The sequence below is a fragment of the uncultured Roseovarius sp. genome, assembly GCF_947259555.1.
Classification (GTDB): domain Bacteria; phylum Pseudomonadota; class Alphaproteobacteria; order Rhodobacterales; family Rhodobacteraceae; genus Roseovarius.
In genome coordinates this window covers 1-14,282 of sequence record NZ_CAMYMD010000110.1, presented here as the reverse complement: position 1 = coordinate 14,282, position 14,282 = coordinate 1, and the positions used below count along the sequence as shown (strand labels likewise).

The 14,282-nt window shown below is 61.8% G+C and carries 10 protein-coding genes and 2 pseudogenes; 7 read left to right on the top strand and 5 right to left on the bottom strand.

Annotated elements, in window-relative coordinates; all coding sequences use genetic code 11:
- Positions 1–181 (top strand): annotated as a pseudogene (locus Q0X85_RS19710) (hypothetical protein); the annotation flags it as partial.
- A gap of 159 nt (positions 182–340) precedes the next feature.
- On the opposite strand, the gene Q0X85_RS19825 reads toward Q0X85_RS19710, so the two are convergent.
- The 5 genes from Q0X85_RS19825 to Q0X85_RS19685 form a co-directional block, all read right to left on the bottom strand.
- Positions 341–571 carry a transposase gene (locus Q0X85_RS19825; RefSeq protein WP_366130450.1) on the bottom strand — a complete coding sequence of 77 codons (231 nt, stop codon included), beginning with the start codon at positions 569–571 and terminating at the stop codon, positions 341–343.
- A 262-nt stretch (positions 572–833) separates the two neighbouring features.
- Entirely contained in the window at positions 834–1,238 is a 405-nt protein-coding gene (locus Q0X85_RS19700; protein WP_297774837.1) for a hypothetical protein, read from the bottom strand.
- Between the two features lie 371 nt (positions 1,239–1,609).
- Positions 1,610–2,359, bottom strand: a complete 750-nt coding sequence (locus Q0X85_RS19695; RefSeq protein ID WP_297774835.1) for a TniB family NTP-binding protein — start codon at positions 2,357–2,359, stop codon at positions 1,610–1,612.
- The gene (locus Q0X85_RS19690; protein WP_297774834.1) at positions 2,311–2,625 is read right to left on the bottom strand and encodes a Mu transposase C-terminal domain-containing protein; all 315 of its coding nucleotides are present in this window, start codon (positions 2,623–2,625) and stop codon (positions 2,311–2,313) included. Before Q0X85_RS19690 ends, Q0X85_RS19695 begins: the two co-directional genes overlap by 49 nt.
- Positions 2,622–3,740, bottom strand: a complete 1,119-nt coding sequence (locus Q0X85_RS19685; RefSeq protein WP_297774832.1) for a DDE-type integrase/transposase/recombinase — start codon at positions 3,738–3,740, stop codon at positions 2,622–2,624. The genes Q0X85_RS19690 and Q0X85_RS19685 overlap by 4 nt, the downstream gene beginning before the upstream one ends.
- Positions 3,741–4,634: 894 nt before the next feature.
- Between Q0X85_RS19685 and Q0X85_RS19680 the strand changes: the two genes are divergently transcribed.
- The 6 genes and pseudogenes from Q0X85_RS19680 to Q0X85_RS19655 form a co-directional block, all read left to right on the top strand.
- Positions 4,635–6,326 carry a methyltransferase domain-containing protein gene (locus Q0X85_RS19680; RefSeq protein ID WP_297774830.1) on the top strand — a complete coding sequence of 564 codons (1,692 nt, stop codon included), beginning with the start codon at positions 4,635–4,637 and terminating at the stop codon, positions 6,324–6,326.
- 74 nt (positions 6,327–6,400) lie between these two features.
- Complete coding sequence (metF, locus tag Q0X85_RS19675) at positions 6,401–7,273, top strand: methylenetetrahydrofolate reductase [NAD(P)H] (protein ID WP_297774829.1); 873 nt, start codon at positions 6,401–6,403, stop codon at positions 7,271–7,273.
- Positions 7,274–7,288: 15 nt separating this feature from the next.
- Positions 7,289–11,025, top strand: a pseudogene (gene metH, locus Q0X85_RS19670) (methionine synthase).
- A gap of 64 nt (positions 11,026–11,089) precedes the next feature.
- Positions 11,090–12,280 carry a methionine adenosyltransferase gene (gene metK / locus Q0X85_RS19665; RefSeq protein ID WP_297774827.1) on the top strand — a complete coding sequence of 397 codons (1,191 nt, stop codon included), beginning with the start codon at positions 11,090–11,092 and terminating at the stop codon, positions 12,278–12,280.
- Positions 12,281–12,314: 34 nt separating this feature from the next.
- Positions 12,315–13,730 (top strand): adenosylhomocysteinase, encoded by a 1,416-nt coding sequence (gene ahcY / locus Q0X85_RS19660; RefSeq protein WP_297774825.1) that lies wholly within the window; start codon positions 12,315–12,317, stop codon positions 13,728–13,730.
- Positions 13,731–13,740: 10 nt separating this feature from the next.
- The coding region (locus Q0X85_RS19655; RefSeq protein WP_297774824.1) for a PfkB family carbohydrate kinase at positions 13,741–14,282 on the top strand (542 nt) is incomplete at its 3' end.

The window sequence follows — 14,282 nt, the reverse complement described above, 5'->3', positions numbered from 1 at the left end:
GTTGCAGCCGAACTGGACGAAACCGTCGACCGGATCTTCGATCTCGCCATCAACATGGAAACCGAAAGTTGGCGTGATCTGGGTCTACGGCCCTCGCGACGACAGCGTCATCGCCTTCACTCCGTTCGGGATTGAAAACCTGCAAGAGATCATCGAAATGGACCGTGAGCACGCGCGTTGACCTCGCTGTGACCTACGCCGGATGCTTACGGAATGGGAGTTTCGGAAACGGCGGCAAACGCGTTCTGACGGCTGATTACGATGTCTATGGGAATGTGACCTCGGAAAACAGATTGAACCGCCCCGGCTTTAACGGAGACTGTTTAGGGTCTTTTGACGTTCACTTGATCCGCAAGGCGGTTGCCGCGATGGATACGAATGCCGCAAAGCTGCTGTCTGTTTTGCAGTAGCCCGTTGTTATGCCTCTGTTATCCTTGATCTTCTGAAAGAAGTTCTCGACCAGATTCCGCCATTTGTACATTTCTTCGTCGTAGGCGGCGGGCTCTCGCGGTTTTTGCGTGGTGGGATGACGGGGGCGATGTCGTGCTCTAACAAAGTCTTGCGCAGCCAATCTGCATTGAAAGCGCGGTCGGCCATCATGTGGCCTGCATTCAGGCCCTTGATGAGGTCAGGTACCCCGCGCAAATCGTGGGCCTGGCCGGGCAACAGGCAAATGTCGGCAAGGTTTCCAAGCGCATCGATGAGCGGCAAAATCTTGGTTGTCACCCCGCCGCGCGCGCGGCCTATAACCTGGCTGCAAGCCCCCCTGTCGCGTTGCCCTTAAATATGAGACACGACGCGCTTGGCGACATTTCATGCCCTTGATTGCGAGATTAGGCTGCCAGCGGGTCTATGCTTCTCGCGCGCCTTTGCGCGATGTGGTCAACCGCAGCAAGCAAACGCGGCTCCTTCTCGAAGGCGCGCAATAAAGCCACCCTTTCATAGGCGTCGATGCCGGAGCTGAAGATAGCTGCTTTGGCCAAGGGACGAGATCGAGCGGCAGCGATTGCGGCGAGGCAGAATAGCCTCACCTCCGGTTTTGGGTTCTGAAGAGCGTATGACGGATCCCCGCAGAAGGCCTTTTTTGACATGGCAAAGGTGACCGCGCGCATTGCGCGCCGGAGTTGATTGGGGCTGCCTAATCGCGCAGCACATTCAAGCATCCCTGCCCCGCAGCGCGCACGATTTACCAGTTTTTCGGATATCTGTTCGTCACCTGGCTTGCCAAGGGTCTGCACAAGTCTCGTCCCGCAAACCTGGCAGTCGAATGCCCAGGCACGCCTCCAATGCCTGAGCGAAAGACCCCGTCGGAGCACTCCGGACAAGACTGGAAGGGGACCTGGGCCGTCAGCAAGGGTTTCTGGAGGCGTCCTTGTCGGAAAGGCCAATGACCGCACGATATCGAGGTCGGATTGTGCGGCGTCGGAGACTCTCTCCGCCGCAGCCGCGTCTACGTTGAAGTTCAAGGCGTTACTGTGTCGAACATCTATTTCGATATGGGCCAGCAGTTTTGTGAGATCACAGAAGTTGGCCGCAGCCAATCGAGGCAACCAACCTGACAACAGCTCGTCTGGCAGAGGCACGACAGTCTTCTGCAGCAGGCGTGGCATCAAACCCCGGACTTTTCGAGCTGCCGCCCAACGGTCGCGTGACGCGACCAAACCGGCGTCCATCTGGCGATTGCGTCATCATTGATGCATCCCTCGCCTGTGATAATGGCATCGATGGCTAGATCCTTGACCAGAGCGAGGATGCGCGATGTCACCCCACCGGTCAGTGCCAAGACCTGTTTGAGAGATGTGACCTTCAGGTTGGATTTCTTTTCGAGAGGCATGGCGGCAATAAAGGTCTGAATCCTGTCGGAGAACTCGGCATCGTCGCGCCAGTTTGGCAGATGATGTTCGTCTAGCCGTCGGGCAAGCTGGATATCACCGCGAATGGCATCGACGGCCTCGCTAACCCCAAGGCAGACCAGCGACACCTCGAATTCATTGCTGAGATATCGAAGAACGTTGAGAAAGCGGCGCTGTTCGCGATGGGGGCCGGCCAAGAGGTTGTGGACCTTGTCGATCATGACCATCCGCAGGCCAAGGTCGCGCAAGAGCGCGATGACTCGAACTTCGAGGGAGGCTACACTTTGAGCGCGCGCGCTCAGTGCCGTGGCCAGTGCCCCGACGGCCGCAAGGATGTGCAAATAGAAGCGCCGCTCGTCGGGGGCTGGCGGTGCTTGTAACAGCAGCAACTGTGTGCGTGTGATGCCTGACGGCGGATCGTATTCTGGTGCGTACTTGCGCGACAGGTTACGGGCGATCATCGTCTTTCCGATCCCGGACGCGCCATGCACAAGAAGGCTTGGCATACGGGTTTGCCTTGGTGCTTGATCATACCCTGCAAACGGTCCAGCACTTGTTCGGCCCGCGGAAAGCCGATCCAGATGTCCGAGAGGTCGCGAGTATCGTAGCGAACGACCACCTTCCCATCCCCGCGCCCAATATGGCCTGCAAGGGCATCGGACCAGTACCGTATCTCGAACAGATGGATGCCGTTTCGCCTGATCTTGCGCGGTTCGCTCGGCAGGAAGCTCACCCGAAAGGCTTCCATCTCGAAGGGGATGTCGCCCGTCATTTCCTCTGAGAGCGCCTCCCATTTTTGGCAACGGGCGTGCAGCCTAGACTTGAATGAATTCTGTTGTTGTGTCGGCAGATTTCCAGGGCAAACCAGCGATCGAATTCGGTTAAGGTCATCGTGGCCATGCCCTCGGCGTCATAGTCGCCCTTGGCCGCGATCGACGATTGCATTGTCCCCGGCAACAGGTGCATGGCTCCCATCATCGTCCCGATCAACCGTTCGATGTGACCTCCGAAGTGACGACTTCCTGGCGGTCGATAGACCAGACTTATTCCCCATTCCGCACATGCCGACCGAAAGGCATGTGACCGGAAATCGCGGCCGTTGTCGACGTGGATGCTGTGCGGTTTACCCTGTGCGGGCCAAGGAACACTGCACTCCAGTTCCGCCAGAAGCTCTGCCTCGGGGGCCACCGCCTGCGTCAGGTAAAGCACCACTGACAGACGCGAAAGTGCCTCGAGAGAGGCGTAGTATCCGGTTACCATCCGCGTTGCGATGTCGATCGCCAAGGTGACCCACGGCCGGCCAATTGGCTGGCGATCAAAACTGTCGACAAGAATGATGTCCGTAGGCGTATGGTCGGTTTGCACGACCTCCATTGGTTGGTTCGCCCTGTTCTCGCCTGTGACGGGCGCAAATTTTTGGCGGGCCGCCTTTGCGCCCTCTCGGGCCTTCGCAACTTCACGCGCATCCATTGCATCCAGACGATGCTGAACCGTCCGCCGTGCCGGCGACTGCAAGCCCTGTTGCCAGCAGGCGCTGCGGATCTTGGTCACTACGCGCGAGAGGCTCGAACGCACCCGGCGCAAGAAATAACGGCGAAGATGCTCTTCGATCACCGCTTCGACCTTGCTGGATATCAAGGTCGTACCGGCCGAGCGGCCCCGTTTCCCCGGAGCCAGAGCGCTGGTGCGCCCACCCTCTTCGGCCAGCCGCTTTCTCCAACGCCAGACCGTCGCCCTGCTGACACTAAGCCCCCAAACAGCATCATTGATGCCACTTTCCAGACGGCCAGCACCTTTGAGAAATGCCTGAACTAGCGGGCGCAGCACGGCCGCCCTCCGCGCCTCTTCAGCACCAACGAGAACGAAGTCTTCGCAATCATTCTCCATCGATATTCGTCGCACAAGTCTGTGAACCCTGTCTCATATTTAAGGGCAAAGCACGGCCGTTGATTTCTTTGGATTTCTCATCTCAAAATTAAGGGCTACGCGACAGCGGGGGAGTATCCGGGCTCGGCGTCATTCCGGGCCGACTCTTCCGTACACCACCACGTGGGGCACTCCCCGCGATCCTCTAAAATGTCGATAACGGTGCGCCGTTCGAGATCGACGATGATGGTTCCGCAATTCTGCGACTTTCGCCAGATCCAAGCCTGTGACCTTTGGCGGCCGAGCACTGTTTCGCGCACAGCGCTTCAGGTGCCGCAGGGTGATTCGCGATGGTCGGTCCCACAGCCGTTTTTCGACCGCGAGGCGGCGGACAAAGGGTAACTGCTTGAAAAAAATCGTATTAATCCACGTTCCGTGCCCGGGCTGAGTTTGCTGCACCGACGACGCCTCTCGCTGCTGCTTTTGTAAGCAGGTGAGGGACAAGGCCGTTCCCACGATCGCCCGCGCGCGGCGGCGCAGGGTCGCGAAACCCCGCTCAGAGCGTGCTCCGACGCGGTCGGTCCGCCACGCTGGGGCGTAATGCCTCGGCGTTCGAAGCAAAAATTTCTCTGAATATGTCGCTCACAAGACTTGAAATGTCGCAGGTGCTTTGGGCATGCTGCACCTGCGAACGCCCGTGGACATATTGCTTTGTTCCCCGAAATTCCACCGGGCCGCGACCGGACGTGTCGCAGAGGGAACGAGGCGAGACAGGGCGGCGTGTCCACAGGACGCTCAGCGCCCGCGAACAGCAAAATGGGATCAGGGCGATCGCGCGTCAGGCGGGGTCTCCCGGTGCGTCCGGCGGCGGGATACGTCCGGCGGCGGGGTGCGGAATGTGATGTGGAGAGAGACATGACGAGCGACGTCGCCGGCAATGCCGAACTGACAATGACCGAGCAGGCCTATAGCAGGGATCCATTGAAGGATCGCGAGACGGGACATTACCGCAAGGAATACGTCACAAGCTTTGTCGACAAATGGGACGAGCTGATCGATTGGGAAGGGCGGGCCGAAAGCGAAGGCCAGTTTTTTATCGACATCCTGAAGGCGCGCGGCAAGGAGCGGGTGCTCGACGTGGCGTGTGGCACCGGGTTCCACTCGGTGCGGCTGACCAAGGCCGGATTCGATGTGACCGCGGCTGATGGCAACGCGGCCATGGTCGCCAAGGCCTTCGAGAACGGCCAGAGGCACGGCCTGATCCTGAAGGCCGCGCAGGCGGACTGGCGCTGGCTAAACCGGGACATTCACGGCAAGTATGACGCGATTATCTGCCTCGGAAACTCGTTCACGCATCTGCATGACGAGCAGGACCGCCGCCGCGCGCTGGCCGAGTTCTATGCCGCGCTCAAGCATGACGGTGTGCTCATTCTGGATCAGCGCAACTACGATGCGATGCTGGATCACGGCTTTTCGAGCAAGCACAAGTTCTATTACTGTGGCGACAAGGTAAGCGCCGAGCCGGATCACATCGACGAAGGGCTCGTGCGGATGCGCTACAGCTTTCCGGACAAGTCCGAGTTCACGTTGAACCTGTGCCCGATCCGCAAGGATTACATGCGCCGACTGTTTCGCGAGGCCGGTTTCGAGCGGGTGCGCACCTATGGCGACTTTCAAGACACCTACGCCGAGCACGAGCCCGACTTCTTCATTCACGTGGCCGAGAAATCGGCGCGGCACGTCACCCGCTGGGGCGGTAATGGCGGCACCGAAGCGGGCGACATCCGCGACATCACCGAAACGTACTACGACAGCGATGACGCAGATACCTTCTATTCCACGATTTGGGGCGGTGAGGATCTGCATATCGGGCGCTATGACGACACGCCGGATATCCGGACCGCCAGCGATTTGTCGATCGACGCGATGATTGATGCCCTGCCGAAACTGGACGCGGGATCGCGCGTGCTCGACCTCGGTGCGGGCTACGGCGGAGCGATGCGCATGCTGGTGCGGAAAACCGGCTGCGAGGCGCTCTGTCTGAACATTTCGGAGACGCAGAACGAGTACAATCTCGGCAAGGTCCGGGCCGCGCGGTTGGTGGACAAGATCGGCATCCGGCACGGCGTGTTCGAGGATGTTCCGGAAGCCGACGAGAGCTGCGACGTGGTCTGGAGCCAGGATGCATTGCTCCATTCCGATCAGCGTGACAAGGTGCTCGCCGAGGCTTGGCGCGTGCTCAAGCCCGGCGGTCATCTGATCTTCACCGATCCGATGCAGGCCGACGATGTGCCCGACGGCGTGCTGCAGCCGGTCTACGATCGCCTTCAGCTCAATAGTCTTGGCTCGCCGCGGTTTTACCGCGAAACCGCCGAAACCCTCGGGTTTGAAACGGTCCAACAGGAAGACGCATTGGCCGATCTGCGGGCGCATTACGACCGGGTGCGCGAGGAATTGCTCGCCCATTACGATCAACTGCGCCAGAAAGGATGCTCTGTGGAGTATCTCGACAAGATGGTGGTCGGGCTGCAAAACTGGGTCAACGCGGCGGATGACGGCCACCTTGCCTGGGGCATCCAGCACTTCCGCAAGCCTGTCCGGCATTGATCCGAAGGGCGGAGGCGCCGGGCGCCTCCGCCGCTTCACCGATTTCCCCAATCATCCAGATGGAGAACCGGCACATGACAGGTCCGTCCAATAATCTGTCGATTTCCTTCGAACTGTTCCCGCCCAAGACCGAGGCAGGCGTGACCCGACTGTGCGACAACGTGGTCCAGTTGAGCGCGGCCAACCCGGAGTATTTCTCGGTCACATACGGGGCTGGGGGCACGACACGCGAGCGAACGGCGCGTATGGTCGACTTGGTACGCAACCGCACGGGGCGGCCCGTGGCGCATCACCTCACCTGCGTTGGCGCGAGCCGCGCCGAGATCGACCGCCAGGTCGAAACTCTCTGGGAGACTGGTATTCGCCGGATCGTCGCTCTGCGCGGAGACTTGCCCAAGGGTGAAAAGGTGCCGGAAGACGGCTATCACGATGCGGCGGATCTTGTCGCGGCGCTCCGCCGTGCCGGAGCGTTCGACATCTCCGTCGCGGCCTATCCTGAAGTGCACCCGGAGGCCGCGAGCGCGGGCGCCGACCTGGACCACCTCAAGCGAAAGCTGGACGCAGGCGCGGCGCGGGCGATTACCCAGTATACCTTCGACACGGATACGATTCTGCGTTTCGTCGATCGGGCCCGGGCGGCGGGCATTGACGCGCCGATTGTTCCGGGCATCATGCCTGTCGCCAATTTCGCAAGTCTCAAGCGGTTCTCGGACGGGTGCGGCGCCTCGATCCCGGATTGGATGAGCCAGATGTTCGACGGTCTGGACGACGCGCCCGAAACGCGCGCGATGGTCGCCACCGGCGTCGCCACCGAGCAATGCCGACGTCTGATCGAGGCCGGTCTCACGGAGTTTCATTTCTACACGCTCAACCAACCGAAAGTCAGTCTTGCCGTCTGCCGGACATTGGGCCTGACACCAGACATACCGGCAGAAAACGCCGCCTGAAGGACGCTGATACGAATGACCGACACACCCGACATTGCAACCGCCGCCGCGCGCCGGATCCTCGTGCTTGACGGGGCGATGGGCACGATGATCCAGCAGGAAAAGCCTGACGAGGCCGCCTATCGCGGGGAGCGGTTCGCCGACCATCCGAGCGATGTCGGCGGCAATAACGAGCTTTTGTCGCTGACCCGTCCGGACATGATCCGCAACATTCACGAGGAATTTCTCGAAGCGGGCGCGGATATTCTGTGCACCAACACCTTTGGCGCGAACGCGATCAGCCAGGCGGATTACGGGATGACCGATCTCGTGGTGGAGATGAACACAGAGTCGGTGCGTCTCGCCCGGAAAGCGGCCGACGCCGTGGCCACGCCGGACCGCCCCCGCTGGGTGGCTGGCGGGATCGGCCCCACCAACCAGACCGCAAGCATCTCGCCCGATGTCAACGATCCGGGGTTCCGGTCGGTCACCTTCGACGATCTGGCGCAGGCCTATGGCGAGGCGGCACGGGCCTTGATCGAGGCGGGTGCCGACCTCTTGTTGATCGAGACGATCTTCGACACGCTCAATGCGAAGGCCGCGCTGTTTGCCATTGACAGCCTGGCCGACGAGGGGCTGACCATCCCGCCGCTGATGATCTCGGGCACGATCACCGATCGGTCGGGGCGCACACTGACCGGCCAGACGCCCGAGGCGTTCTGGGTGTCGATGAGCCATGCGCGGCCGTTTTCCATCGGATTGAATTGCGCACTGGGCGCAGGCGAGATGCGCCAGCATGTGCGGACGCTGTCACAGGTGGCCGACACGCGGGTCAGCGCCTATCCCAATGCCGGCCTGCCTAACGAGATGGGCGGCTATGACGAGACGCCGGAAGAGACCGCACAGCATCTTGGGGAATGGGCCGATGCGGGGCTTGTCAACATCGTTGGCGGCTGCTGCGGCACCACGCCGGATCATATCCGTGCGATCGCCCGCGCGGTGGAGGGCAAGGCACCCCGCAAGGTTCCCGATACGGTCCGGCACATGCGGCTGAGCGGGCTGGAGATGTTTGAAACGCAAGGCGCTGACATCAAGGAGGGCGCGGCATGACAACGGATGTTGCCAACTTCATAAATATCGGCGAGCGCACCAATGTCACGGGCTCGGCGCGCTTCAAAAAACTCATCATGGAGGGCGACTATGCCACCGCGCTCGATGTGGCGCGCCAGCAGGTCGAGAACGGTGCCCAGATCATCGATGTAAACATGGACGAGGGTCTGCTCGATTCCGAGGAGGCGATGCAGACCTTTCTCAACCTGATTGCGTCCGAGCCGGACATTTCCCGCGTACCGGTGATGATCGACAGTTCCAAATTCGAAGTCATCGAGGCGGGGCTGAAATGCGTGCAGGGCCGCGCGGTGGTCAACTCGATCTCGCTCAAGGAGGGCGAGGCGGCGTTTCTGGAACAGGCCCGCACCGTCCGCCGCTACGGCGCGGCAGTGGTCGTGATGGCCTTTGACGAGAACGGCCAGGCCGAGACCGCGCAGCACAAGTTCGACATCTGCAAGCGCTGCTATGACCTTCTGACCGAGAAGGCCGGATTCGAGCCCTGGGACATCATATTCGACCCCAACATCTTTGCCGTGGCGACGGGGATTGAAGAGCATAACGACTATGCCAACGCCTTCTTCGAGGCAACGCGGATGATCAAGGACGCGATGCCCGATGTGCATGTGTCTGGCGGGCTGTCGAATGTCTCGTTCAGCTTTCGCGGCAACAATGCCGTGCGCGAGGCGATGCACTCGGCCTTCCTTTATCACGCCATTCCGCTCGGGCTCGACATGGCGATCGTCAATGCCGGACAGATCACCGTCTATGACGACATACCCGACGAACTGCGCGAGCGTGTCGAGGATGTGCTCCTGAACCGCCGCGACGACGCGACCGAGCGGCTTCTGGACATCGCCGACACGTACAAGGGGTCCGGCGAGGCGTCCAAGAAGGAGGATCCGAAATGGCGCGAGCAGGCGGTCGAAAAGCGGCTGGAGCACGCGCTGGTACATGGCATCACCGATTACGTCGTCGAGGATACCGAAGAGTGCCGTCAGCGCGCCGAAAGGCCGCTCGACGTGATCGAGGGCCCGCTGATGGACGGGATGAACGTGGTGGGCGATCTCTTTGGAGAGGGCAAGATGTTTCTGCCGCAGGTGGTAAAGTCGGCACGCGTCATGAAGGCCGCCGTGGCCCACCTGCTTCCCTACATGGAGGAAGAAAAACGCCTCTCGGGAGACACTTCGGCCAAGGGCAAGGTCATCATGGCCACCGTCAAGGGCGACGTGCACGACATCGGCAAGAACATCGTCGGCGTCGTGTTGCAGTGCAACAATTACGACGTCGTGGATCTCGGCGTGATGGTGCCCGCCGAGGACATTCTCGACACGGCGAAGAAAGAGAAGGCCGATATCATCGGCCTGTCCGGGCTTATCACGCCGTCACTCGACCGGATGGTCGACGTGGCCGCCGAGATGACGCGCCAGGGCTTCGACTTGCCGCTGCTGATCGGCGGGGCCACCACCTCGAAGAAGCATACCGCGCTGAAGATCGCGCCGGAATACGAGAATGGTGTGATCCATGTCGATGATGCCTCCAAGGCGGTCGGTGTCGTCTCGCGGCTTTTGTCCAGGACCGCGCGGCCAGAGTACCTGGCCGGAATAGCGCAAGAGCAGGAAACGATGCGCGACGGCATGAGCGGCACGGGCGATCGCCCCACCGCCGCGCTGGCCGAGGCCCGCCAGTCGAAATTCGACGGCGAGTGGCAAAATTACGTGCCGCCCGCGCCGCAGACGCCGGGCCTGACGGTGATCGACGACATGGATGTCGCCACCCTGCGCGATTTCATCGACTGGACCCCGTTCTTCAACACCTGGGAGATGAAGGGCAAGTACCCCAGGATCTTCGATGATCCCGACAAGGGCCCCGCCGCGCGCGAGCTCTATGACAACGCCCAGGAGATGCTGGACCGGATCGAGGCCGAGGCATGGTTCGCCCCGCGCGGTGTCGTCGGCCTCTGGCCCGCCAACGCGCAGGGTGACGATATCGTCGTCTGGGCCGACGAAAGCCGCCAGACCGCGCGCGCCCGGATGCCGCAATTGCGCCAGCAGCGCAGCAAGTCCAACGGTCGGCCGCAGATGTGCCTTACCGATTTCGTGGCGCCCGAGGGCACCGAGGACTGGGTGGGCGGCTTTGCCGTCACCGCCGGACCCGAAGTGCATGACATCGCCGAACGGCTGAAATCAGAGGGCAACGATTATGACGCCATCATGGTGCAGGCGCTCGGCGACCGGATCGCCGAGGCGTTTGCCGAGGCGCTGCATGCCCGCGTGCGCCGCAGCCTCTGGGGCTATGCCTCGGACGAGACGCTCGACAACGAGGCGCTCATTCAGGAGAAATATCGCGGTATCCGTCCCGCGCCCGGCTATCCGGCCAACCCGGACCACACCGAGAAGCGCACGCTGTTCGACCTGCTTGAGGCACCCGAGCATACCGGCGTCACGCTGACGGAATCCTGCGCGATGTGGCCGGCGTCGGCGGTCTCCGGCCTGTACTTCGCGCATCCCGGTTCATCGTATTTCGGCATCGGGCGGATCGGCCCCGATCAGGTGGCCGACTATGCGGCGCGCAAGGGGATGGAGATTGCCGAGGTGGAAGCCTGGCTTCAGCCAAGCCTCGCGTACCGGCCCGACAAGTCATCGGCGGATCGCAAGATCGCCTGACCCCTGCAGCAAGGTTTGCCTGCCAATACTGACCAAACCCCTCAACCGAGGAGAAAGGAACGAGATGAGCGACAAGTCATGGCTTTTCACCAGTGAATCGGTGTCTGAAGGACACCCCGACAAGGTCTGCGACCGGATTTCGGACGCCGTGCTGGATGCCTATCTGGCCGCCGACCCGCAATCGCGCGTGGCCTGCGAGACGCTGGCAACGACCGATCATCTGACCATCGCCGGCGAAGTGCGCGGCCCCGAAAGCGTGCTCAAGGAGGTCGAGCAGATCGTCCGGGACGCGATCCGCGACATCGGGTATGATCAACCGGGCTTTTCCTGGAAGACCGCCGGGATCGTGTGTCGCCTGCATGCGCAATCGGCCGACATCGCCATGGGTGTCGATGAAGGCGACAAGGGTGAGGAAGGTGCCGGCGATCAGGGCATCATGTTTGGTTACGCCTGCAACGAAACCGAAGAGCTGATGCCGGCTCCGATCCAGTTCGCCCACAAGATCTTGCGCCATATGGCCGATGACCGGAAATCCGGCACGCAGCCGCATTTCGGCCCCGATGCCAAGAGCCAGGTCACCCTGCAATACCAGAACGGCAAGCCGGTGGGCATCGACACGGTCGTTGTGTCGACCCAGCATGTCGAAGGACTAAGCCAGGACGACGTGCGCCAGCTGGTCAAGCCGTATATCACCGACTGCTTCAAGGAAGAGGGTTGGAACCTGCCCTCCGACGACAGGATCATTGTCAACCCGACCGGCAAGTTCGTGATTGGCGGGCCTGACGGCGACGCGGGCCTGACGGGCCGAAAGATCATTGTCGATACCTATGGCGGTGCGGCGCCGCATGGCGGCGGGGCGTTCTCGGGCAAGGACCCCACCAAGGTGGACCGCTCGGCGGCCTATATCTCGCGCTACATGGCCAAGAACGTCGTGGCTGCGGGTCTTGCGGACAAATGTCAGATCCAGCTCGCCTATGCCATCGGCGTGCCGGAGCCTGTCGCCATTTACGTGGACACGCTGGGCACCGGTCGGGTGGACGAAACAAGGCTCGCCACGGTCCTGCGTGACATGGTTCGCCTCACGCCGCGTGGCATCCGCGAGCATCTCGGCCTCTTGACGCCAGTCTATGCGCGCACCGCGGCCTATGGCCATTTCGGGCGTGCGCCGACCGACGATGGCGGATTCAGCTGGGAGCGCACGGACCTCGCCGATGAACTGGCCCGCACCTTCGGCGTGTCCGCCGCAGCCGAGTGACCCGAAACACGAGAATGAAGAAGGGAGACGCGACATGAACAAGCCAGAGAGAGTCAGTCCCACGGACAGCGCGATCCGCGATATCGCGCTCGCGGGCTATGGCCGCAAGGAACTTGATATCGCCGAAACCGAGATGCCGGGGCTGATGGCGCTGCGCAAGGAATATGGCGAGGCCAAACCGCTCAAGGGCGCGCGCATCGCCGGCAGCCTGCACATGACGATCCAGACCGCCGTGTTGATCGAGACCTTGGTGGAATTGGGTGCGGATGTCCGTTGGGCCAGCTGCAACATCTTCTCGACCCAGGATCACGCCGCGGCGGCGATCGCCGAGGGCGGCACGCCGGTGTTTGCCATCAAGGGCGAAAGCCTCGAGGAATACTGGGATTATTGCGACCGGATCTTCCGGTTTCCCGAGGGCGGCGCCAACATGATCCTCGACGATGGCGGTGACGCCACGCTCTATATCCTGATGGGCGCCCGCGTCGAGGAGGGCGAGACCGACCTGATCGAGACGCCGACCTCCGAGGAGGAGGAGGCGCTTTTCGCGCAGATCCGCAAGCGCATGGCGGAGAGCCCCGGCTGGTTCGTGAAACAGCGCCACATGATCAAGGGTGTCTCGGAAGAGACCACCACCGGCGTGCACCGGCTCTACAAGATGATGGAAAAGGGGCACCTGCCGTTCCCGGCGATTAACGTCAACGATTCAGTGACCAAGTCGAAATTCGACAACAAGTACGGCTGCAAGGAAAGCCTCGTCGACGGTATCCGCCGCGCCACCGACACGATGATGGCCGGCAAGGTCGCCCTGGTCTGCGGCTATGGCGATGTCGGCAAGGGGTCGGCGGCGAGCCTGCGCGGCGCCGGTGCGCGCGTCAAGGTGACCGAGGTCGATCCGATCTGCGCATTGCAGGCGGCGATGGACGGGTTCGAGGTGGTGACGCTGGAGGATGTGGTCGAGAGCGCCGACATCTTCATCACCACCACCGGCAACAAGGATGTGATCCGGATCGAGCACATGCGCGCGATGAAGGACATGGCGATCGTCGGCAATATCGGCCATTTCGACAATGAAATTCAGGTGGCCAGCCTGAAGAATCACAAATGGACAAACATCAAGGATCAGGTGGATATGATCGAGATGCCCTCGGGCAATCGTATCATCCTGCTCAGCGAGGGCCGTCTGCTGAACCTCGGCAATGCCACCGGGCATCCGAGTTTCGTGATGTCGGCGTCGTTCACCAATCAGGTGCTGGCGCAGATCGAGCTCTGGACCAAGGGCGAGACCTACGGCAACGAGGTCTATGTCCTGCCCAAGCACCTCGATGAAAAGGTCGCGCGTCTGCATCTCGACCGCATCGGCGTGAAACTGACCGGGCTGAAGCCCGATCAGGCCGACTATATCGGCGTCGGCCCCGAAGGCCCGTTCAAGCCCGAGCATTACCGGTATTGAGGAGAGAGATATGACCGAACGAACCCCGCATATCGTCGGCCTCGGGAATGCGCTGGTCGATGTTGTTGCCGCTGTACAGCCTGACGTGGTAACGCGCCACGGGCTTGTGCCCGGAGGCATGCACCTCGTGGATGCCGCGGCGGCGCACGCACTCTTCGACGAGGTCGGGCCGGGCGTCCGCCAGTCGGGAGGCTCGGTCGCCAATTCCATTGCGCATCTCGCCGAGACGGGCGTTGGCGGGACCTATCTCGGCAAGGTCGCCGATGACGATCTCGGCCGCACCTTTTGCGAGGAGTTGGTCGCGCTCGGCGTCGCGGCGCCAGTCGCCGTCGCCCGCGAGACCGATCCGGGCACCGGTCGCTGCGTCGTGCTGGTGACGCCGGATGGCGAGCGCACGATGAGCACCTATCTCGGCGCGGCGGTCGAGATCCTGCCCGCCGAGGTGCGCGCTGCGATGCCCGAGGCGTTCGATATCCTCTTCATTGAGGGCTATCTCTGGGATGCCCCGCACGGCCCCGCCGCGATCGCCGCCGCGGCCGAAAGGGCCGGGGC

What these genes read in the sequence shown, in the direction of transcription:
- Q0X85_RS19695 (WP_297774835.1), bottom strand. Translation starts at nt 2,359, where the DNA reads ATGCCAAGCCTTCTTGTGCATGGCGCGTCCGGGATCGGAAAGACGATG.
- Q0X85_RS19690 (WP_297774834.1), bottom strand. Translation starts at nt 2,625, where the DNA reads ATGACGGGCGACATCCCCTTCGAGATGGAAGCCTTTCGGGTGAGCTTC.
- Q0X85_RS19685 (WP_297774832.1), bottom strand. Translation starts at nt 3,740, where the DNA reads ATGGAGAATGATTGCGAAGACTTCGTTCTCGTTGGTGCTGAAGAGGCG.
- Q0X85_RS19680 (WP_297774830.1), top strand. Translation starts at nt 4,635, where the DNA reads ATGACGAGCGACGTCGCCGGCAATGCCGAACTGACAATGACCGAGCAG.
- metF (WP_297774829.1), top strand. Translation starts at nt 6,401, where the DNA reads ATGACAGGTCCGTCCAATAATCTGTCGATTTCCTTCGAACTGTTCCCG.
- metK (WP_297774827.1), top strand. Translation starts at nt 11,090, where the DNA reads ATGAGCGACAAGTCATGGCTTTTCACCAGTGAATCGGTGTCTGAAGGA.
- ahcY (WP_297774825.1), top strand. Translation starts at nt 12,315, where the DNA reads ATGAACAAGCCAGAGAGAGTCAGTCCCACGGACAGCGCGATCCGCGAT.